This is a genomic window from Ectothiorhodospira shaposhnikovii (assembly GCF_016584105.1).
GTDB lineage: Bacteria > Pseudomonadota > Gammaproteobacteria > Ectothiorhodospirales > Ectothiorhodospiraceae > Ectothiorhodospira > Ectothiorhodospira shaposhnikovii.
Window position 1 is genome coordinate 23,581 of record NZ_NRSM01000021.1, and the last position, 20,898, is coordinate 44,478.

Genomic DNA, 20,898 nt, shown 5'->3' on the forward strand with positions numbered 1-20,898 from the left:
AAAAGAGAGGGGGGACGGCAAAAGATGCGCAGTGAGAGGTGACGGCAAAAGAGGGGAGAGGCGGCAGTGGCGTTGTCCAGTGTGTTAGTGGACTGTCCACTGCCGCCCCAAGGGCATCAGAAGTTCAGGAAACGGGTGCCCTTGATCATGAACTCACCCATCTGCGGGGGGGTGGCCACATCCACGCCCTCAATGAGATCATCCCGGGTGAAGTCGCTGTTGGGCAGGAACAGGGCGCAGACACTGACCTTGGCGCCGGCCTGCATCACGCCGCGCATGATCTGCTGCGCGGTGGCATCGGGGCCTTTCATCACCGGGCCGTCATAGGCCTTGGTCCCCATCACGCCACCCTGGTCGCACAGCAGAACCTGTACCGTGGCGCCCCGTTCCACCAGCTGGCGGGTCAGGATCATGGCCATGGCCTGGGTCTGGGGCTCGCCGCTGTTGACGGTCACCAGGACGCGGTTGTCTTCGGCGGCGGCCAGTTGGGCCAGGGGCGCCAGGGCCAGCAGCATCACCAGGGCGATCAATCCAGTCTTCAGGTGCTTCATGGTAAGCGGTACTCCTTGTTGGAAATGGCCCCTGAAGTATATCACTCACTACTAATATTGCGAGGGCCACGCGTCGCATGCTCAAGTTTCTGACCCTGCTGATCCTGATTCTGTTTGCCTGGTGGCGCCTGAAACGCTGGCTTCAGCACCGGCGCCTGCAGGCCCAGGGACTACCGGTGCCGGAGCAGAAGGGGATGCGTCCCATCACCATCCTGAGCCTGGTGCTCCTGGGGGTGTATGGCGGGTTCCTGTTGTGGCATCTCTTTGGACAGGTTTGAAAAACCCGAGTTTTCGGGCTGGTTTCCCCGGGCCTGATTGGGTAAAGTTACCGGCCGGGCCGGGGCCGCTGCCCCTTCCAACCTAATTATGATTGCGGACATTTCCGTGCCGGACACCCAGGTGTTCACGGTGACGGTTTGTCGTGCATGTCCCTCAATTCGGGTGACCCAATGAACCTTGCGTTGATCGTCATATTGCCTTTCCTCGGCGCGCTGCTGCCTGCGCTGATGATCCGCGCCGGACGCAATGCCTGCGCCATCGCCACCGGCTCGGTCACCCTGCTGGCCTTCGGCCTGCTCATGTCCCATGCCCCGGCCGTGTTTCGCGGCGAGATCGTGCAGGTGGGTTGGCAATGGCTTCCCCAACTGGGACTGAACGTCAACTTCTTTCTCGACGGTCTGGGCTTCCTGTTCGCCAGCCTGATCCTGGGCATCGGCCTTCTGATCATCATCTATGCCCGGTTCTATCTGTCCGAGAAGGACCCCATGGGCAACTTCTATACCTACCTGCTGCTGTTCCAGGGCGCCATGGTGGGTATCGTGCTGTCGGACAACATCCTGCTGTTGCTGATTTTCTGGGAACTGACCAGCCTGTCGTCCTTCCTGCTCATCGGTTACTGGAAGCATCTGCCGGAGGGGCGCCAGGGGGCGCGCATGGCCCTGGCGGTGACCGGGGGCGGTGGTCTGGCCATGATTGCCGGCATGCTCATCCTGGGCAACATCGTCGGCTCCTATGACCTGACGGTGATCCTGCAGAACGCCGAACTGATCCAGGCCTCCCCCCTGTATCTGCCGGCCCTGATCCTGATCCTGATCGGCTGCTTCACCAAGAGTGCCCAGTTCCCGTTCCATTTCTGGCTGCCCCATGCCATGGCCGCGCCCACGCCGGTGTCCGCCTACCTGCACTCGGCCACCATGGTCAAGGCAGGGATCTTCCTGCTGGCCCGGATGTGGCCGGTGCTGGCGGGCACCGATGCCTGGTTCTATCTGGTGACCACCACCGGGCTCTTCACCATGGTGCTGGCCGCGGGCATCGCCCTGTTCAAGGATGACCTCAAGGGCCTGCTGGCCTATTCCACCGTGAGCCACCTGGGGCTGGTGACCATGCTCTTCGGCCTGGCCACGCCCATGGCGGCCGTGGCCGGGGTGTTCCATATCCTCAATCACGCCACCTTCAAGGCCGCCCTGTTCATGAACGCCGGCATCGTCGATCACGAGGCCGGTACCCGTGACATCAAACGCCTGGGCGGATTGATGACCCTGATGCCCATCACCGCCACCCTGGCCATGGTGGCTGCGGCCTCCATGGCCGGGGTGCCGCTGCTCAACGGGTTCCTCTCCAAGGAAATGATGCTGGAAGAGGCGGTGCATGCCACCTGGGCCGGGCAGGGCTGGATCATCCCCCTGGCCGCCACCCTGGGCGCCCTGTTCTCCGTGGCCTATTCCTTCCGCTATATCGCCCATGTCTTCCTGGGCCCGAAGCGGGACGACTACCCCCATACCCCCCACGATCCGCCGGCGGGATTCTGGCTGCCGCCGGCCTTCCTGGTGTCCCTGGTGATCCTCATCGGGTTGTTCCCGGAGGCCCTGGCCGGTCCGCTGGTGCGCGTCACGGCGACGGCGGTCACCGGCGCACCCCTGCCGGATTTTTACCTGTCCATCTGGCACGGCCTGACCCCGGCCCTGTTCATGTCCATGGCGGCACTGGCGGGTGGCCTGTTCCTGATCTGGCGCTACACGCTGGTGCGCGCCCGCTGGCAGGCCGGGCCTCACCCCGACGCCAAGGGCATGTTCGATACCGGCATGGCCGCCCTGGTCCGTGCCGCCCAGTGGGCCATCCTGAGCCTGCATAACGGCTCCCTGCAGCGCTATCTGGCCTTCATGGTCGGCGGCTTCGTGGTGCTGGGGTTTGCCGCCTTCATGAATGCTTCCCACGGCGTCGGCAGCCGCGAGCTGCTGCCGGCCACGCCGGTGGCCGTGATCGCCTGGATCCTGTTGCTGGGGGTCTGTGCCGTGGCCCTGCTGCTGCACCGCCAGCGCCTGCTGGCCCTGGTGGCGGTGAGCGTGGCCGGTCTGATCGTCTCGGTGGGCTTTTTGTACTTCTCCGCGCCGGACCTGGCCCTGACCCAGATCTCGGTGGAAGTGGTGACCACCATCCTGATCCTGCTGGCCCTGTACTTCCTGCCCAAGCAGACGCCCGCCGAGAGCGACGGGGCGCGCAAGGTCCGCGACGGCATCATCGCCGCCCTGGCGGGTCTGGGCGTGGGTGCCCTGTGCTGGGCGGTGATCACCCGCGACTTCGCCAGTATTTCCACCTTCTTCCTGGACGAATCCGTGCCCGGCGGCGGTGGCACCAACGTGGTGAACGTGATCCTGGTGGACTTCCGCGGCTTTGACACCTTCGGCGAGATCATCGTGCTGGGCATCGCGGCCCTGGCCATCTACGCCCTGCTGGAAGGGGCGGTCCGGGGCCGTGCCGGTGCCCGGCTGGCGGCCTGGATGCCGGATCAGCCCCAGTCGGCGGATCGGCATCCCATGATGATGGTGGTGGCCACCCGGTTGATGTTGCCGCTGGCACTGATGGTGGGCCTGTACATCATGCTGCGGGGGCACAATATGCCGGGCGGCGGCTTCATCGGTGGCCTGGTGGTCTCCATTGCCCTGATCATGCAGTACATGGCCAGCGGCTTCCAGTGGGCCGCCCGTCAGGTGCGGGTGGACTATGACGCCATGATCGGCGTCGGGGTGCTGGTGGCCGGGGCCACCGGTATCGTTGCCATGCTGTGGGATTACCCCTTCCTCACCTCGGCCCATACCCATGTCCACCTGCCCCTGATCGGGGAAGTGGAGGTGGCCAGTGCGTTGCCCTTCGACATCGGTGTCTTCCTCACCGTGGTCGGGGGCGTGATGCTGGCGCTGGCGAACCTGTCCCGCCTGGGCAGCCTGTCCAGTCACCGGCCCGATAATGAAGGCCCCATGGACGTGGACCCGTCTGCCCCGGTGTCCTCGGTGCGGTCCCGCTGATCAAGAGAGAACGAGCGTATGGAATTCATCGTTGCCAGTTCCGTGGGCGTGCTGACCGCCGCCGGGGTCTACCTGTTATTGCGGGCCAGGACCTACCCGGTGATCCTGGGTCTGACCCTGCTCACCTATGCCGTGAACTTCTTCCTGTTTGCCATGGGGCGGCTGTCGGTCAATCTGCCCCCGGTCATCAGTGACGAGGCCCTGGGCTATGCGGATCCCTTGCCCCAGGCCCTGGTGCTGACCGCCATCGTCATTTCCTTCGGCATGACGGCGGTGGCGGTGGCCATGGCCCTGCGGGCCTATCTGGAGAGCGACAGCGATCACGTGGACCTGAGCCGGTCCGAGGGTAGCGAGAAGGCGGATCACTCATGAATCACTGGATCATTCTTCCCATCCTGGTGCCGGCGGTGGTGGCACCCATGATCGTGCTGGCGGTGCGTCACGACATCGTCCTGGCGCGGGTCTTCTCGGTGGCCTCGGCGGTGATCATGCTGCTGCTGGGGGGCATCCTCATGGGCATGGCCGCCGACGGTCAGACCCAGATGTATGCCCTGGGCAACTGGCCCATGCCGTTTGGTATCGTCCTGGTGCTGGACCAGCTCTCGGCGCTGATGCTGGTGCTCACGGCGGTGCTTGGGCTGGTGGTGGTGCTCTATGCCATCGACGGCTGGGACCGGCACGGGCGACACTTTCATGCCCTGTTCCAGCTGCAGCTGATGGGCATCAACGGTGCCTTTCTCACCGGTGACCTGTTCAACCTGTTCGTGTTCTTCGAGATCCTGCTGATCGCCTCCTACGGCCTGATGGTCCACGGCGGCGGCCCGGCCAGGATGCGGGCGGGGGTGCAATATGTAGTGGTCAACCTGGTGGGTTCATCGGTCTTCCTGGTGGCCATCGGCCTGATCTACGGCGTCACCGGCACCCTCAACATGGCGGATCTGGCCCTGCGAGTGCCTGAAGTGGGCGCCTCCGAGCAGGCCCTGCTGCAGACCGGCGCGCTGCTGTTGCTGCTGGTGTTCGGCGTCAAGGCCGCCCTGGTGCCGGTGCAGTTCTGGCTGCCGGGCACTTACGCCCTGGCGCCGGCGCCGGTGGCAGCGCTGTTCGCCATCATGACCAAGGTGGGGGCCTATTCCATCATCCGCATGTATATCCTGGTCTTCGGTGACGGGGCAGGGGAGGCGGCGGGCATCGCCGCCGACTGGCTGTTGCCGGCGGCCCTGGTCACCCTGGTGGTGGGCATGGTGGGTGTGCTGGCCTCCCGCAGTCTGGGCCAGATGGTCAGTTTCGGCGTCATCGGCTCCATGGGCACCCTGCTTACGGCGGTGTCCCTGTTCACCCCCGAGGCCCTGTCGGCGGGCCTGTACTACCTGCTTCATTCCACCCTGGCGGCGGCGACCCTGTTCCTCATCGTCGGGTTGGTGGTGGACCGGCGTCCGGGGTTGGGGGATGATCTGGTGGTGGCGCCCACCTTCGCCCAGGCCGGACTGATTGCCGGCGGGTTTTTCCTTGCGGCCATCGCCATGGTGGGCATGCCGCCCCTGGCGGGTTTTCTGGGCAAGCTGCTGATCCTGGACGCGGCTCGGGACAGCGACGCCGTGATCTGGATCTGGTCCCTGATTCTGGTGACCTCCCTGCTGGCCATCATCGGTTTCGGTCGGGGCGGGAGCACCCTGTTCTGGAAGAGTGCCGCGGTGAAGGGGCGCCTGGAGACCGACGGGGCACCGGAATCGGGCGCGCTGTCGTTCGTGGCCGTCGGCCTGCTGCTGGCGTCACTGGTATTCCTGACGGTCTTTGCCGGGCCGGTGACGGGCTACCTGGACGCGACGGCGGCGCAGCTGTTCGAGACGCGCGCCTATATCAGCGCCGTGCTGGACTAGCGTCGCCGGACCCATCACATCCTTACCGTATCATCTAGACAGGTATCCGCCCGATGGCAGACAAACGGCACAAACGGACATTCTGGGAGCGGTGGCTGCCCCACCCCCTGATGACCCTGACCCTGGTGCTCCTGTGGATGCTGCTGCTCAACAGCTTCACCGTGGGCGGTCTGGTCATGGGCCTCATCCTGGGCGTGGTCATCCCCATCATCACCAGCAGCTTCTGGCCGGAACGCCCCCCCATCCGGGCCTACGGCAAGGCCCTGTCCTTCATGCTCCTGGTGGCCTGGGACGTGGTCGTGGCCAATGTCATCGTGGCCCGCCTGATCCTGTTCCATCCCCCGGAAAGCCTCAAGACCCGCTGGGTGACCGTGCCCCTGGACCTGAAGTCCCCCGAGGCCATCACCGTCCTGGCCGGCACCATCTCCATGACCCCCGGCACCGTCAGCAGCGACCTGTCCGCCGATGGCCGCAGCCTGCTGGTGCACTGCCTGGATGCCCCGGACGCGGAGGAGGCGGTGATGCAGATGAAGACCCGCTACGAAGCCCGGCTCAAGGAGATCTTCCCATGATCGGTTATGCACTGACCTTCGGCTTCTTTGCCGTCTGCCTGGCGCTGATGCTCAACCTCTGGCGCCTGGTGCAGGGGCCGACCCTGATGGACCGGGTACTGGCGGTGGACACCATGATGATCAATGCCATCGCCCTGATCATCCTCTACGGCATCCAGCAGCAGACCACCCTGTATTTCGAGGCGGCCCTGTTGCTGGCCATGTTCGGTTTCATTTCCACCGTCGCCTATTGCCGCTTCGTCCTGCGCGGCGACGTGATCGAGTGATCGGGAGGCATGACCATGGCATTCTGGCTTGAACTGGTGATTTCCCTGCTGATCGTGGTGGGGGGCTGTTTCGTCATCGTGGGCTCCGTGGGGCTGGTGAAGCTGCCGGATCTCATGAGCCGTCTGCACGCCCCCACCAAGGCCACCACCCTGGGCGTGGGCGGCGCGCTGGTGGCCTCCATGCTGTATTTCTGGGGGATTGAGGGCAAGGTATCCATCCATGAGGTACTGATTACGGCCTTTCTGTTCCTCACCGCCCCGGTGACCGCCCACTTCGTGGCCAAGGCCTATCTGCACCAGCACCCGGAGAAAAAGCCGGAACTGCCCCCCACCGGCCGCCCCTACGGTTGGAGCACCTACGACGCACCCCCGGACGGCGCGGCCGGACAGGCGGCGAATGGGGAGGAGGCGGAAAGGAAGGATTGAGACGGCGCTTTTCCGGCACGCCAGCGGAAGGGCTCTTTATCCTCCCGCTGGGATTCCTTTTCATCTCTCAAGAACTCACCTTTCACTCCTTCCATGAGAGGTTGGTTCCTCTTCATTCCTTGGGCAGTTCACCTTTCGCGCCTCTCGGGAAGTTCCCTTCCCCCCCCTCTGCGGTTCTTCTTTGGAACCGGTTAATCAACGGTCTTTGATTTTAAGCTTCAACTCGTTGATTTTATTTGTTAAAAATTAAAAATCATACTTGTTTGATTGTTGCCTTAATGTCTCGGGAGGGGGACACTCTCCGGGAGGCTCTTTCTCTCCTCACGAATGGTCCTCTTTTCGTCACTCCCGCGAAAGCGGGAGTCCAGGTTTTTCAGCCTGCCACTGGGATTCCCTACCCGGCATCAAATCTATCAGACCGATTGATAATAATGTGTTGTCCGACTAAGGGTCTGCTGAAATAATGCCTCCCATTTATTTGATGTTTAACAATAAGGGACTCTGTAGATGAGTATCGTACACCGCTTGTACCTGGGCTTCGCGCTATTGCTCGCATTGATGGTTGCCGTTACCACCATTGGGGTTGTGAAGGTTGGTCAGGTGGATCGAAGCATGGAGCAAATCAATGATGTAGACAGTCGTTTTCAGCGATTTGCAATCAATTTTCGTGGCAGTGTACATGACCGGGCGATTTCCATTCGGGATGCGGTGCTGAGTGAAACCATGACCGAGCGTGCAAGGCACCTCAAGGATATCGAAGAACTGGATCGTTTCTACCAGAACTCCGCGCGCGGCATGAGCACCCTGATTTCCCAGAGTGGCGGAATCAGTGATCGTGAGCAGCAATTGTTGAGCGCAATCCAGCAGATAGAGGAACAGGCCCAGAGCCTGACGCGCCGCACTCTTCAGCTGCTTGATACCGAACAAACTGCATCCGCCCGGAAACTGCTCATGGAGGAGACGGCACCCGCCTATTCGGAATGGTTGGCACGCATCAATGCCTTCATAGATCATCAGGAAACCAAGATCCAGAACGAGGTGGATGGTGTACGCAGTGAAACGGGTGGTTTTCTTCGCCTCATGCTGGCGATTACCCTTGTTTCACTGGTGCTGGGATTGCTGGTTGCCTTCCATATCATAAAACGCCTCAAGGCCATCATTGGTGGAGAGGCAGAATCCGCGGTTGTCCTGCTCAATCGTTTCGCGGATGGGGACCTCAGTGTGCGAGCCAACACCCGGTATCCTGACAGTATCATGGGTGCCGTAAATGTGATGGCAGAAAAACTCGGTCGCGCGATACAGGAAATCACTCAAAATGCACAACGGCTCAATCAGGCCGCAATAGATATGCAGCAGCGTGCGTCCGGCACGGGCCAGTTGATCGAAGTTCAAAAGCAGGAGACCTATGATGGGGCAAATGCCATCGAGCAAATGTCGTCCGCAGTCACTGAGGTTGCCCAGCTGACCCAGCGTGCCTCAGAACTGGCCCACAGCGCCAATGCAGAGACCATGGATGGTAACGGTGAAGTGGTTAGAACTATAAAAACCATTAACGAATTGGCTGAAAGGGTGCAGGAAGCGGCGGGGGTGATTGAAACCCTCTCCAATGACAGCAAGGAGATCGGCAAGGTGGTTGATGTCATTGCGGGTATTGCCGAGCAAACGAATCTGCTCGCACTCAACGCAGCGATCGAGGCGGCTCGTGCAGGCGAGCAGGGTCGCGGATTTGCCGTGGTTGCCGATGAAGTGCGTGCATTGGCCAGCCGTACAAAGGAATCGACGATCAGCATCCAGTCACTCATCAACAAGACCCAGCAGCTGATTGGGCGTGCCGTTGAGGTCATGGATAATGGCTTGCAACAGACGCAGGTTTCTGTCAAACAGGCTGAACATGCCGGGCAGTCACTGACAAAGATCCGCACTGCGGTGGCTGCCATCACCGATATGAATACTCAAATTGCCGGCGCAAGCGAGGAACAATCCTCCGTGGCCGCGGAGGTGAACCAAAACTTCCAGCAGATCATCAAGCATGCTGAGCGTGTTTCAGAGGGCTCATCGCATATCGCGGGCAAAACCGAGGAACTGGTGGATATGGCCAGTTCACTGCGCATGGCCGTAGCCCAGTTCAAATAATGGGCAGGCAGATTGCCTGTGGGTGTCGCGATGGTCCGGGTTTTCCAGTCCGTGACACGGAAATTACTACGCTTTTCGGAAGGGACGGTGATAATGTGGCCGCTCTTCCGCCAGCGCAGTTTGCCGGGATGGAGCCACGCGAGGCTTCGACTCCCCAGGTTCTTTCAATACCAAGGCCGCATTCTTCCATGAACTCACCTGATCGCCGTGATGCTCCCCTGACCGAACTCTACAGCCTCACCGATAGCACCCTGCCGTTGGCGGAATTTGCCGCGGTAATCAATGCACGCCTGCATGATGGACGCGCCCCGGAGGTGCGGGAATTTTTCCATGACTGCGAGGAGCGGTGCTTGAATCGTCTGTCGCATCTTGGGCGCGACGATGCACCCTGGATGAAGGATGCGGACCACTGGCTCGCGTTTGTCCGCCTCACGATACCCCGTGGCCTGATTTTCAATGCCCCGCGGGACATGGCCCGTAGCGCCACCCTTTCCGAGGGTGTGCGCGAACTTGCCGAGCAACGGCTGGCCGCTGCCCGCGCCGCGCAACTGCCTCCCTACATGGGCATCGGCCCGGTGATGGGGCGCTTGATACCCTGGCTCTACTATCCGGGCATGCCCTACCAGCAAGTGGTGGCGGCCATGGACTGGATGCTGGCGCTGCGCGCCGAGGCCGGCGTCGCCCCGGACACCGAGTACTGGAGCGGCTGGCATCCCTTCATCCCGGCACTGAACGATGCCGATCTGCTGCGCTACGCCGCGGTCGGCGGCACCCTGTTCAAGGCCATCATCACGCACTACCAGAATGAGCGTCTGCCCACGTATCCCCGTGGCGAAGGCTGGCGCCAGTGGCAACCCTTCTTTGCCGCTCATCCGGCGCTTTACGACCAGGCCTACATTGAGGACATCGGCCTGCTCGACCAGCGTTGGAACAGCGCAAACGCGGAACGCCGCGCCGACCTTGGCTGCTGCCTGATGTCATGGCTCGGTTACGATGATTGCTTTGATGCCGATCATCTCAAGGCGGTTTTTGACCGGCGGCTACGCGAGAACCCGGCCGCGTTCGTTCCGCGCCTGAAGGAGTCGGGGGGTTACCAGATCAACCCGGGGCTTGCCCGTCACGTGATTGCGGCCGGACATGACGCATTGTTGCCGCTGCTGCTGCCGGCCATCGCTCAGCGGTGTGTGTACGAAGAAGAGGCACACGAATACGCCGAACTCATCCGCTATCTGGTCACCAACCGTCCGGAAGATCTTCGCGGCATCGCGGTCAGGGACCTTGTCAATATCATCCCCACTTTCGATCGCGATACCCTGCGGATTGCGTTGCCACAGCTGACGGCCATTGTTTCTGGCAGCAGTTCCAAGACCCTGCGCGCCAGCCTGGCAGGTGTTGCCGGGCAGATCGAACCGGCCTGGCTGACCGAAGCCGGCTGGCTGAAAAAGCCGCCCAAGAATCTGTTGCTGACCTGTCGGGACGTACTGCTTGCCCATCCTGATCCGGCCGCCGGTCCGCTGCTTGCCGAATTGCTCGCCACCGGCAAGCTGGATGCCGCCTCGGCCAGTATCGTTGCGCAACGCCTGCAGGTGTCCGGTCTTGCCGGGCAAGACGGCGGCAGCCCGATCGCGGCTGGTGCGGATGCTCCGGCCTCCACCATGTCAGCCGCCCCGGCTTCCACACCCGACCTTGCCACGCTTGAAGCACAAACCGCCACGGTCAAACGTCTTGCCGCGGCCATCAAGCCCTTCGACTCGCCCGACATCCTTGCCTGCTGCGCGCCGCTGTCCGAGCATGCCGCCCGCGTGCTGCTGCATCTTGCCGCCACCGCAGAGGATGCGCTGCCGCCGCTGGCCGCCCAATTGCTGGCGCACGTGAATGCCGATGACCGCGCCCGGCTCGCCCTGGCGCTGGTGGAACACTGGATCGGCGCCGAGGGCGATCCCAAGCGGCGATGGGCTCTCAGGCTGATGCCGGGGAACGCCGACGATCGCGTCGTTGACCTGCTGTTTGATGCGGTCAAGCAATGGAACAAGCCACGTCTTCAAAGAGCGGCGGCGGCGGTCGAACAGCTGGGTGAAGTCGACACCCTGTACGCCCTGTTGCGCGTGCAGGAAATCTCCGAATCCCGCAAGTTCAGGGATCTGGTGGTTCGCGCCGCCAGCTCCGCCTTGCGCGCCGCCGCCGCTCGCCGGCAGATGAGCGTGCCGGAACTGTTCGATGAACTCACGCCGGACTTCGGACTTGGTGCGGGCCTGAGTCTGAGTGTCGGTCCCCAGACCTATCGCATCGAACTGCAGGGTGATCTCACCCTGCGGGTGATCAACGAAAAGGGCAGGGCAGGCAAGTCCATTCCCGCGGTCAAGGACGCATCCCTCCAGCCTGAAAGGGAGGCTGCGGCCGCGCGATTGAAGACCCTCGCCACCAGCCTCAAGAACGTGGTCAAGCAACAGGGACCCCGCATGCAGGCGGCGCTCGTCAGCGGCAAGCGCTGGCCGCGAGACCGCTGGCAACGCCTGTTCATCGAGCATCCCCTGCTGCGCATCGTCGGTCGCAGCCTGATCTGGCGGGCCGAGGACGCGCCGGAGCTGGCGCGCACCAGCTTCCGTCTGGCCGAGGACTTCAGCCTGGTGGATGTGGAGGACGATATCGTCACCCTGCCGGATGACTGCGGCATCAGTCTTTGGCACCCGGCCACGGCGCTGCCCGGCGAACGGGAAGCCTGGCAGGCCTATCTTGCCGACTACGAGCTTGAAGCGCTGGTGGACCAGATCGGCGCCTGCGCCGAACTCCCCGCAGAGTCGCAGTTCAAGGACGAAGTCCTGCTCCCGCCCGCCCCGCTGACCCTGGCGCAGGAGCAGCTCTCCGCGCTCCTGAAGAAGTGCGGCTACCGTCCCGGGCCGGTGGGCGATGGTCCCAGCATCACCGAACATGTCTGGCGCCTGCCGGCGCTTGAACTGTGCATCGAACTGAGCCACGGCTACTACCCGCCCTACATGGACCTGGGATTGCCGGTGACGGTGGACCATATCCAGGTGATCGATCTGAGCGAGGATGGCTGGTCCCCGCTCGACCCGGCCACATTGCCCAAGCCGCTGCTCGCCACCCTGCAAGGCCAGTGGCTGGCGATGGCCGCGAAGGCCCTGTCGGCGACGGACTGAGCCGAACCGCCATGGCCACACGACGGACAAGCACCTCAGCCCCGGCCCGAACGGGCGGTACGGCCTCGCTGGCGCCGGCCCATGCAGCAGTCCAGCGCCTGCCGGTCGAACTCGCCCGTGCCGATGAACTGGCCGCACTGGCGACAGCGGATGACGGACCCCGTCCCGGCGGCTGGCGTCTCAGCCCGCAGTCGGTGCGCCGTTTCATCCTGGGTGGCGAGTCCGCGGATGGCCTGTCCATCGATCGCAAGATCCACGGCAACGATGCCCTGGTCGAACGATCCATCGTCACCCTTGCCGGCCAGCGCGGCCTGATGCTGGTGGGCGAGCCGGGTACCGCCAAGTCATTGCTGTCCGAACTGCTGGCGGCGGCGATCAGCGGTGACAGCACGTTGACGGTGCAGGGCGGTGCGGGGGTGGTGGAGGAACAGATCCGCTACGGCTGGAACTACGCCTTGCTGCTCCGTGACGGACCGGGACCAGACGCGCTGGTGCCCGGGCCTCTGCATCGCGCCATGAGCACGGGGCGGTTGCTGCGCTTTGAGGAGATCACCCGCTGTGCCACCGAGGTTCAGGACAGCCTGGTGCCGGTGCTGTCCGAACGCCTGTTGCACATTCCGGAACTCAAGGACGAACGCCCCTGGCTGGCGGCACGGCCTGGCTTCAATGTGATTGCCACCGCCAATCTCAATGACCGCGGCGTCAATGAGATGTCCGCCGCCCTCAAGCGCCGTTTCAACTTTGAAACCATGCGACCACTGGATGGCATTGATGCCCAGGCGGCATTGATCGGCGAGGAAGTCCGGCGCGCGCTGTCACAGCAGCGCATCGGCGCCACCGTGGCGCCGGAAGTGCTCACCCTGCTTGCCACCGCCTTCCAGGAACTGCGTAACGGCCAGGTGGCGGATACCGCGATCGAACGCCCCGGCACGGTGCTTTCCACCGCCGAGGCCATCGACGTGGTTCTCAATGCCGCCTGTCATTGCTGGTATTTCGGCGAGACCCGCGTGCGTCCGCTCCACCTGGCGCGCCATCTGCTGGGCACGGTGATCAAGGACGACGATGAGGATCGCCGCCGCTTTGCCGAATACCTGCGGGTGGTGGCCCGCCAACGCGCCGGGCTGGAAGACTGGCAGGACTTCGTCGCCGGTGGCCGCGAACACCTCTGATCCCCGGGTCGTCCTGCCGGCTCCGGCGGATCTGCTGGCACCGTTGCCGGACCTGCGGTTGGTGCCGATACGTCACCACAGTCCGCGCTGTGCCCGCCATCTGCGTGCCGTGATGCGCACGTTTCGCCCCACCCATGTGCTGATCGAAGGACCGGCGGAACTGAACGCGCTCATGCCGGCCCTGCAGCACGCCCAGGCGCGCCCCCCGCTGGCCGCCTATCTCCACGCGACCGTCACCCCCCATGGCGCCTCGACGTCTGACGAGACATGGCGTTGCCGGTGCTATGTGCCCTTTGCGTCCTTTTCGCCGGAATGGGTGGCCTTGCGCGAAGCCGGCCGGCAAGGTTGCGTGGCGCGCTTCATTGACCAGCCCTACAGTGCGAGACTGACCGAGGCCGGATGGCTGGACCATTTCGCCACCGCCCCTGAACCCACGCTGGCCGAGGAGCCCGCACGGCAGGCTCCGGATGTGCTGGCCGGACTGATTGCCGCCGGCGCCTGCCGCGACTTCGACGAGTGGTGGGATCGCCATTTTGAATCCGGTGCGATGGCGGGGGCGAGCGAGGACTACTTTGCCGCCGTCATGGCCTTCGGCCTGTTGCTGCGTGAGCGTGACGGCGACATGGACGGGGAGGGTGACGCCGGGAACGCAGCCAGGGAGGCACACATGGCGGCCGAGGTGCGCGCCGCGCTGGCGCAGGGCGGGCGCTGCCTGGTTGTGTGCGGCGGTTATCATGTATCCGGCATTCTGGCCGGCCTGGATACCGGTTCGTCCGGTGTCGGACCTCGGGCACCATCGGCCACTTCGCCGCCGTCGCCGTCGCCCGAAATGGTTTCCACCCTTGTCGACGAGGCCGGTGTCCACCTGATCCCCTATACGCTCGATCGTCTGGAACGCGCCAGCGGCTACGCCGCCGGCATGCCCTCTCCCGGCTATTACCAGGCGGTTTGGCGGGCCTGGGAAGCCGGCGCCACACACCCCGACGGCGATGCCTGGCCGCGCCTGGCCGCCAGGATGACGGCCCTGCTGCGTGACCATGGAATGCCCGCCACCTTGCCGGATGCCGCCGAAGCATTGCGTCTTGCCCACGGGCTCGCGGCCCTGCGCGGTTGCCATGGCGGACGGAGCGAACTGAGCGAAGCCCTGGGCAGCGCGCTGCTCAAGGACAAGGGCGCGGAGGGCGTGTTCGACCGTTGCCGACAACAGCTGTTTGCCGGCAATACCCATGGACACCTGCCGCCGAATGCACCGGTATCACCCCTGCTGCTCGACGTGCAGACCTTCTGCGCCCGCCATCGTCTGCCCTTGCAACCCGCGGCGCCACAGACCAGAACACTCGATCGATACCGCCGCGCGCGCCAGCGCCAGTGCTCCCAGGGCCTGCATCGCCTGCGCTTCCTGGGCGTGCCCTATGCCACCCTGGAAGCCGGCCCCGACTTCGTGACGGGGACCGACCTGACACGGGTCCGCGAAATCTGGCGGGTGAAATGGGAAGTGGAAACCGTGGTGGTGCTCACCGAGGCCCTGCGCTACGGCGCCAGCCTGGAGGAGGCGGCGGCCAATCGGCTACTGGAGCAACTGGGACAAGGAGCCGCCTTTCAGCCGGCACAGCGTGTGCTGGATGTGCTGGTGATGGGGCTTGAGCGTGTTGCCGCCCCCGTGCTGGACGCAGTGGATGCATGGCTGGATCGCAGCCACGATCCATTGGCCCTGGCCCAGGCCTGCGGTCATCTGGCCCAGGCCTACGAGGCCCGCCATGCACTGGGCGCGGTCGGCTGGGAACGCCTTTCGCCGATGCTGGCACGCTGTTTCGCCCAGGCCTGCCTGCGTCTGCCCTGGCTGGGCCAGGGTGACGAGGCCCGACAGCATGATGCAGTGGATGCGTTGGCCGATCTGAACGGGATGGTTCGTCGTGCCGCCCCCTGGGCGGATGCCCGTGCTTTCCACGAAGCCTGCGCGGTGCTTCACGAAGCTGATGCGTCGGCACGGGTGCGAGGCGCCACGGCCGGCATACTCGGCATGAGCGGTTGCTGGGATACCCGGGACAATGAGGCCGCGCTGCGCCACATGCTGGCGCTGGCGGAAACCGATCCTGTCCAAATGGGCGAGTACCTGCAGGGCTTTCTGCGCCTGGGTCGAGGCTGGTTGCTCAGCCATCACCCGTCCCTGAAAATGCTCAGCGACGGTGTCGCGTGCTGGTCCGAAGAGGCCTTTCTGAGCGGCCTTCCCGCGCTGCGCCTGGCTTTCGCCCAACTCACCCGGGCAGAGCTGAAACAGCTCGCCACCTGCCTGACCGGTGCCCCTGATGCCGCCGGCACCCGGTTGCCACTGCCATCGGACATCACCCTGGAGCATAGCCGCGCCCTGGCGGGAAAGGTCGCCGCCATCCTGGAACCCTGGGGGCTGGCATGAGTGACTGGAACCCGGACCCCGCGACCCGGCGACGATGGCGACTGATCCTGGGTGCGGATGCCGATGATGCACTGGCCGGTTCCGGTGGCCTTTCCTCCGCCGACCAGCGGCGCGATCGTGCGCTGGATTACCTGTATCGGCGCGAACACCTCTCGCGCGAGTCTTCCGGCGGGATCGGTGGCGATCTCGACATGGGGGATCTCCTCGGTGGCGATATCCCGTCTCTCCGCCAGGGCGGCGTCGGCATGCCGACGCCGGAGGCCGTGCGCTGGCTGGGTGAAGTGCGGGAACTGTTCCCGGGACGCGCCGCCGAAGTGCTCCAGCGCGATGCCTTGTCACGCTACGGTCTCCATGATTTGTTCTCGGATCCCCAGGTGCTTGCCGACCTGCCCCCCAGTCTTGAACTCGTCACCGCCTTGATGGCGATCCGTGCCAGTCTGCCGCCCATGGTTCATGCCGAGGCAAGGCGGCTGGTGGCGCGTGTGGTGGCGCAACTGGAAGCCCGCCTTGCGCCTCGCGTGCGGGCCGCATTCGCCCCGCGTCGCGGACGCCGTGGCGGCCGGGGCCGCCCCCGCCTGGCTGACCTCGACTGGCATCGCACCTTGCGCCACAACCTGCGCCATTACCAGCTGGCCGAGCAAACACTGATGCTGGAGCGCCTGTTCTTCCACGAGCGTCAGGCCCGCCGTCTGCCCTGGGAGCTGTGGCTGGTGATTGACCAGAGTGGGTCAATGTACGAGTCCGTCATCCATAGTGCCGTCATGGGCAGCATCTTCGCCCGGGTGAAGGCGCTGCGCACGCGCCTGCTGCTGTTTTCCGATGGCATCGTCGATGTCACCGAGCAGTTGCATGCCCCTGAAGACCTGCTGATGGGGGCGCAACTGGGGGGCGGTACCAACATCGGTGCGGCACTGGGCCACGTGGGCGGACAGCTCACCAGCCCGCGCCGCGCCGTGGTGATTCTCATCAGTGATCTCTACGAGGGCCACGACGAGGGCAGGGTACTCCAGGAAACGACCCGTCTTGCCGGCAGTGGCGCGCGCCTGCTGGCGCTGGCCGCCCTGGATCGGCGTGCCAACCCTGACTATGACCGGGACCTTGCGGTACGCATGGTGGCGCGCGGCGCGGAGGTGGCCGCGATGACACCCGACGCTCTGGTGGATTGGCTCGCCGGCGTGCTCTGGAGGGTCGGCCGATGATGTGGGCCTGGTTGCGCTTGCTGGACGATGCGGCCATTGCCGACTGGGCCAACAAGGGTTTGCTCAGGCGGGGAGCCAAGACGCTTGCCGCCGACGCGAGCGAGTGGACGCTGGCGCCCGACCATGCCGCCGCCCATCTGGAAGGACACACCCAGACCTTGAGGGGGGCGGGGTTCACCACCCTGCAGTGCGATTGTCCGGCCCACGGCCCTTGTCACCATCTGTGTGCCTTTCTGTTGGGACTGCGGGCACGCGCCCCTTCGGCCACGATATCCGTTGCTGCCACCCCCTGGCTTGACGGCCCGGCCAATGCGGTGGCGAAGACCCTGGGGGAGGGGGCGGTGCGCAAGGCATTGCACTGGCTGGCGCAGGGTTTCGAGGCAGCCCTGAACGAAAGCGATGGTGCCCTGATTGGGGGCCTGAGTGATCCGGATGAAGTCACCGTGCGACTGCCGCGCGCCGGCGGGTTGGCGGCGGCCAGTTGCACCTGCAAGGCGACAACCTGTGCCCATCGTGCCCTGGTTGCCTTGCAGGCACGTCGCGCGGCCGGGATTGCCATACCACCCCTGCCAGAAACCGTGCTGGACGAAACTGCCCGGACCTGTCTGGCGCAAACCCGACACTGGCTGACCGCACTGGCATTGCAGGGTACCGCCGGCATTGGTCCGGCGTTTCTGGATCAGGGTGAGGCCCTGGCCACCGAACTCAGGCAGGCCGATCTCCCGCGCCCCGGTGCTCTGCTTGCCAATCTGGTCAGTGCCCTGCGCGATGACCGTCTTGGCCGGGGCGGAGCGGTTGAGCGCATACCGGAGAGTCTGGCGTCGTTATGGATGTGTGTAAGAGGTCTGGGCCAGCATCCTTTGCCGCGCCCCTTCCATGAACTGGCCGGTGTGCATCGACGGGCCTACCGCCGTGCGGAACGGCTGGTCCTGCACGGCATTACCACGGAGATCTGGTATACACGGACAGGCCAGCGTGGGTTTTCGGTGCACTTTCAGGAATCCGTCAGTGGGCGTTATCTGCGCTGGTCGGAATCCCGTCGCCACGACTTCGATCCGGAGTGGGCGCCGGAGGCCGCGCTGGCCATTGCAACCCTGGGCGAACGCCCGGTCAGACGTCTGCTGGCCGAGCCGCATCTTTTGCACCGTGGCTGGGTCAGCGACGACGGCCGTCTATCCGCCCGGGAGGGCACCCAACTGATCGATGCACAGAACCCCGTACCGCTACCGGCACCGGACGATCCCGCTACCCTGCTGCGCGAGCATGCCGCAAACCTGCATGCCGATCCCTGGCGTCCGTTTCCCCCTCGCCACGCCAGGCTGGCCGTGACCGGGTGTGCCATGCCTGAAACGGATAGCATCAGGCAACGCTGGCGAATGCGTCTGGAGGGTGACGGGCTGGACTTTGAGCTGCATGGGGAACTGCGGGGTGTCCAGGCGGACATCAGGCGGCGTCTGCAAAAACACCTTCAGCGCGGTGAACGTCCGGCGGAAGTATTCGGGCGGATCGAAAGTGTCGGCGGTCAGCTGGGCATGGTTCCGCTTGCCGTGCGCTGGCAGGGTCGCGACTGTTTCCATTCCCTCTGCACAGATTGGGCGCCACCGGACATGGAGGAGGGGAGTGCAGGCATACCATGACGTATCCGACGGAAAGCCCATCGACCGCAGACAATGCGTACGCCCCGCTCGCGCGCTGGCTTGCGCGTGGGCAGGCCTGGCTGGCCGACGTAAGGGTTGCCGGACTGGCGGACCCCAACGCATCCCTCCGTGCCAGGGGGCGTGCCTGGGCAGACGAGGCCGTCCTGCTTGGCTGGACGACCGTCGCCGGGCTGGTGGATCGCAGTATGGACCTTCAGCTTGCGCCCCACGAGCGGGCCCAGGCATGGCTGGATATTACCGTATGGATTGCCACCGCCCATCGCCTCGAATCGGCCGCCATGACATTCGATCCAAATGGCGATGAATTTTTCGTGCATTTTTCAAAAAAGCCGTTATAATGCGCCTCCATCGTACAGCGATACGATGAACAGCTTGGAGTGGTAGTTCAGTTGGTTAGAATACCGGCCTGTCACGCCGGGGGTCGCGGGTTCGAGTCCCGTCCACTCCGCCATTTTTACAGGCTCTGATGCGTTCTGCTTTCAGGGTCTGGATTGTTTTACTTGTCTTGCCCATGTGGCTCAGTGGTAGAGCACTCCCTTGGTAAGGGAGAGGTCGGCAGTTCGATCCTGCCCATGGGCACCACCCCCTCCCGCACTTTTCGTATTTCCCCTGCCCGAAGTTCCAGGTAACTGCATCCATGGTCTTCAGACTCGCGCCGGTTTAGGGCATCATGTCCCGAGGGACATCCGGTGGATTGGGGTATGGTTCAACACCTGATGTCGCTTTCTGATCCGGAAAGGGGCGATCCATGAATCAAAGGGTATTTGTTGAAGATCTGGCCATCCTGCTTGTTGAGCCTTCCCGCACACAGCGCCAGATCATCACTAAGTTGCTTTCCCAGGGCAATATCCAAAAGATCGAAGCCGTCGACAGCGTCACTGCTGCCCTTGAACTCATGGCTTCCTACATTCCCGATCTTTTGATTTCCAATTTCTACATGCCTGAAATGGAGGCCCCCGAATTTTTTGCCCGCCTGTCGGAAGATGACCGTCTGACCGATATTCCGAAAATGGTGATCTCCAGTGAGCAGGACCATGACAAGCTGGATGCGGTGCGTCAGTGCGGTGTGCTGGCCTTGTTGCCCAAACCTTTTGATCGTGCCGATCTGGAGCGCGCCCTGACGGTGACCCTGGACTACCTGGAGGCGGAAGAGCTGACCCTGGATCACAGGGACATCATGGATGTGAGGGTTCTGCTGGTGGATGACTCGCGCATGGCCCGAAATCATTTGCGTCGTGTCCTTGAGCATGTGGGGATTCAGCATATCGACCAGGTGGAAAACGGTGCCCTGGCCCTGGAGCAGCTCGGGAACAGTGAATATGACCTGGTGGTGACGGACTACAACATGCCGGTCATGGACGGTCAGGCGCTGGTCAATGAAATCCGCAACAATCCGGCCTATGTCCACATTCCCGTGATGATGGTGACCTCCGAATCGGATGAGGCGCGTCTATCATCAGTGAAAAAAGCCGGAGTATCGGCCATATGTGACAAGCCGTTTGAAGTCGATCAGGTGCGCAAGCTGCTTTCAAGGATCATCTGATCCTGTTTTACGCGATGGCCTGCTTCAGGGATGGCATGGTTCCATGGTCGGGGGAGGGGAGTGATGTCTGATGCAACGAAGTCGCCATCAAGGGCGGGTAATCCTGATCTGGACTGGAGTCAGGTGCGGGAGACCGTGATGATGCTTCACCTTGCGGTGGCCCAGATTGAGCGAACCATGTGTGATGGTGATGAATCCGTTAACACCCTCGCGCGTTCCTTCAGTTCCATGGTGGGCAAGAGTCAGAGCATTCATGCCGCGGCGGTGAATCTCCCCGAGGGTCGGGAAAGGGAAACCATTTTGAACAATTGCCAGGCCATTGAGGCCAGCATGGACGAAGCTATAGTGGCTTTCCAGTTTTACGATACGCTGACACAGCGTCTGACCCATATCGGTAACAGCCTTGATGATCTGGCCCGCCTGGTGGCCGATCCGGAGCGGCTTTACAACCCTTATGAGTGGCATGGGTTGCAGCGTTCGATTCGCTCAAAATACACCAATGAGGCTGATCGCAGGATGTTCGATGCCATCCTGGGTGGGGCCAGTATCAAGGATGCCATGGAGACGTCTGCGCCCGCGGCGGGGAAAGGCACGGATATCGAGTTTTTCTGATCCTGGAAGCTTTGGCAAC

The 20,898-nt window shown here is 63.5% G+C and carries 17 protein-coding genes and 2 tRNA genes; 18 read left to right on the forward strand and 1 reads right to left on the reverse strand.

Annotated elements, in window-relative coordinates:
* Positions 1-116: 116 nt before the first annotated feature.
* Positions 117-551 carry a DsrE family protein gene (locus CKO35_RS12175; RefSeq protein WP_200176424.1) on the reverse strand — a complete coding sequence of 145 codons (435 nt, stop codon included), beginning with the start codon at positions 549-551 and terminating at the stop codon, positions 117-119.
* Positions 552-628: 77 nt separating this feature from the next.
* Between CKO35_RS12175 and CKO35_RS12180 the strand changes: the two genes are divergently transcribed.
* The 18 genes from CKO35_RS12180 (at position 629) to CKO35_RS12265 (ending at position 20,879) form a co-directional block, all read left to right on the forward strand.
* Positions 629-829 (forward strand): hypothetical protein, encoded by a 201-nt coding sequence (locus CKO35_RS12180; protein ID WP_200176425.1) that lies wholly within the window; start codon positions 629-631, stop codon positions 827-829.
* A gap of 171 nt (positions 830-1,000) precedes the next feature.
* Positions 1,001-3,853, forward strand: a complete 2,853-nt coding sequence (locus tag CKO35_RS12185; RefSeq protein WP_200176426.1) for a monovalent cation/H+ antiporter subunit A — start codon at positions 1,001-1,003, stop codon at positions 3,851-3,853.
* A gap of 18 nt (positions 3,854-3,871) precedes the next feature.
* Positions 3,872-4,225, forward strand: a complete 354-nt coding sequence (locus tag CKO35_RS12190) for a Na+/H+ antiporter subunit C (protein WP_200176427.1) — start codon at positions 3,872-3,874, stop codon at positions 4,223-4,225.
* Positions 4,222-5,730, forward strand: a complete 1,509-nt coding sequence (locus tag CKO35_RS12195) for a monovalent cation/H+ antiporter subunit D (protein ID WP_200176428.1) — start codon at positions 4,222-4,224, stop codon at positions 5,728-5,730. Before CKO35_RS12190 ends, CKO35_RS12195 begins: the two co-directional genes overlap by 4 nt.
* 53 nt (positions 5,731-5,783) lie before the next feature.
* On the forward strand, positions 5,784-6,302 hold the full coding sequence (locus CKO35_RS12200; protein WP_200176429.1) for a Na+/H+ antiporter subunit E: 519 nt from the start codon (positions 5,784-5,786) through the stop codon (positions 6,300-6,302).
* Positions 6,299-6,568, forward strand: coding sequence for a K+/H+ antiporter subunit F (locus CKO35_RS12205; protein WP_008932162.1), 270 nt, complete (start codon positions 6,299-6,301; stop codon positions 6,566-6,568). Before CKO35_RS12200 ends, CKO35_RS12205 begins: the two co-directional genes overlap by 4 nt.
* Before the next feature lie 15 nt (positions 6,569-6,583).
* On the forward strand, positions 6,584-6,994 hold the full coding sequence (locus tag CKO35_RS12210) for a Na+/H+ antiporter subunit G (protein WP_242467173.1): 411 nt from the start codon (positions 6,584-6,586) through the stop codon (positions 6,992-6,994).
* Between the two features lie 507 nt (positions 6,995-7,501).
* Positions 7,502-9,127 (forward strand): methyl-accepting chemotaxis protein, encoded by a 1,626-nt coding sequence (locus tag CKO35_RS12215; protein WP_200176431.1) that lies wholly within the window; start codon positions 7,502-7,504, stop codon positions 9,125-9,127.
* Positions 9,128-9,315: 188 nt separating this feature from the next.
* Complete coding sequence (locus CKO35_RS12220) at positions 9,316-12,285, forward strand: DUF4132 domain-containing protein (RefSeq protein ID WP_200176432.1); 2,970 nt, start codon at positions 9,316-9,318, stop codon at positions 12,283-12,285.
* Between the two features lie 11 nt (positions 12,286-12,296).
* Positions 12,297-13,454 (forward strand): ATP-binding protein, encoded by a 1,158-nt coding sequence (locus tag CKO35_RS12225; protein ID WP_200176433.1) that lies wholly within the window; start codon positions 12,297-12,299, stop codon positions 13,452-13,454.
* A complete protein-coding gene (locus CKO35_RS12230; RefSeq protein ID WP_200176434.1) occupies positions 13,435-15,867 on the forward strand; it encodes a DUF5682 family protein in 2,433 nt (810 codons plus the stop codon). The genes CKO35_RS12225 and CKO35_RS12230 overlap by 20 nt, the downstream gene beginning before the upstream one ends.
* Positions 15,864-17,066, forward strand: a complete 1,203-nt coding sequence (locus CKO35_RS12235; RefSeq protein WP_200176435.1) for a VWA domain-containing protein — start codon at positions 15,864-15,866, stop codon at positions 17,064-17,066. Before CKO35_RS12230 ends, CKO35_RS12235 begins: the two co-directional genes overlap by 4 nt.
* A complete protein-coding gene (locus CKO35_RS12240) occupies positions 17,063-18,703 on the forward strand; it encodes a hypothetical protein (protein ID WP_200176436.1) in 1,641 nt (546 codons plus the stop codon). Before CKO35_RS12235 ends, CKO35_RS12240 begins: the two co-directional genes overlap by 4 nt.
* Entirely contained in the window at positions 18,700-19,062 is a 363-nt protein-coding gene (locus CKO35_RS12245; RefSeq protein WP_200176437.1) for a hypothetical protein, read from the forward strand. The genes CKO35_RS12240 and CKO35_RS12245 overlap by 4 nt, the downstream gene beginning before the upstream one ends.
* A gap of 36 nt (positions 19,063-19,098) precedes the next feature.
* Positions 19,099-19,175 (forward strand) — tRNA-Asp (locus CKO35_RS12250).
* A gap of 56 nt (positions 19,176-19,231) precedes the next feature.
* Positions 19,232-19,306: transfer RNA gene (locus tag CKO35_RS12255), tRNA-Thr, on the forward strand.
* Positions 19,307-19,472: 166 nt separating this feature from the next.
* Positions 19,473-20,267: a response regulator gene (locus CKO35_RS12260; protein ID WP_200176438.1), complete on the forward strand. Its 795-nt coding sequence runs from the start codon at positions 19,473-19,475 to the stop codon at positions 20,265-20,267.
* Between the two features lie 63 nt (positions 20,268-20,330).
* Positions 20,331-20,879 carry a hypothetical protein gene (locus CKO35_RS12265; RefSeq protein WP_200176439.1) on the forward strand — a complete coding sequence of 183 codons (549 nt, stop codon included), beginning with the start codon at positions 20,331-20,333 and terminating at the stop codon, positions 20,877-20,879.
* Positions 20,880-20,898: the final 19 nt, after the last annotated feature.